Source organism: Streptomyces mutomycini (genome assembly GCF_001700505.1).
Taxonomy (GTDB): domain Bacteria; phylum Actinomycetota; class Actinomycetes; order Streptomycetales; family Streptomycetaceae; genus Streptomyces; species Streptomyces mutomycini.
The window spans coordinates 1-656 of the sequence record NZ_MAPV01000321.1; the positions used below are offsets into that span (position 1 = coordinate 1).

The following is a 656-nucleotide window of genomic DNA, read 5'->3' on the forward strand; positions in this document are numbered from 1 at the left end:
GGCACCGTTGATGATCGACTCGTCGTCGGGGTGCGCGTGCACCAGGAGCAGACGGCGGGCAGGAAGGTCCTTCATGGGACCACCCTACGAGCAGGCAGCCCCACGGACCGAACGCCCCACGGTGTTCCGGGGGCGCCCGGCGGCGCCCGTCAGAACTTGATCCCCCCGATCATGCCTGCCACGTTCGACGTCACCTCCGAGATGGTCGGGGCGATCGACGAGCTCGCGAGGTAGAAGCCGAGCAGCATGCAGACCACCGCGTGTCCGCCCTTCAGTCCGGATTTCCGGATCAGCAGGAAGACGACGATCGCCAGCAGCACCACCGCCGAAATCGAGAGTGCCACGGCGGTTCACCTCCATCAGTACGGTCGGGACGGGCAGCACACATGGAGCCAGCGGGTTCCTACCCACCGAGCGCTACGGATCATAACTATCCGTGCCGACGCATTGATCGGGGCACAGCAGCACGAGGGGCGCACGGATCGCCCGTCGCGGGCTAGGTTCGGTGCCATGACCTCGCAGAAGCCGTCTTTTCCCCGCCAGCACGCCCGGACCCAGAGGTTCACTCTCGGCGCACCCCGGGCTTTCACCGTCTCACCGGATGGGACGCGGGTGCTCTTCCTCCGTTCGTCATCCGGCACCGACCGGGCGAACCG

At 66.9% G+C, this 656-nt stretch carries 2 protein-coding genes; one reads left to right on the forward strand and one right to left on the reverse strand.

Features of this window, described 5'->3' with window-relative positions:
* Window positions 1-149 precede the first annotated feature (149 nt).
* On the reverse strand, window positions 150-344 hold the full coding sequence (locus BFF76_RS30155; RefSeq protein WP_014154257.1) for a hypothetical protein: 195 nt from the start codon (window positions 342-344) through the stop codon (window positions 150-152).
* A 106-nt stretch (window positions 345-450) separates the two neighbouring features.
* On the opposite strand from BFF76_RS30155, the gene BFF76_RS34280 reads away from it, so the two are divergent.
* Window positions 451-656, forward strand: a 206-nt coding sequence (locus tag BFF76_RS34280; RefSeq protein ID WP_244167377.1) for a hypothetical protein, incomplete at its 3' end; no start/stop codon positions are given.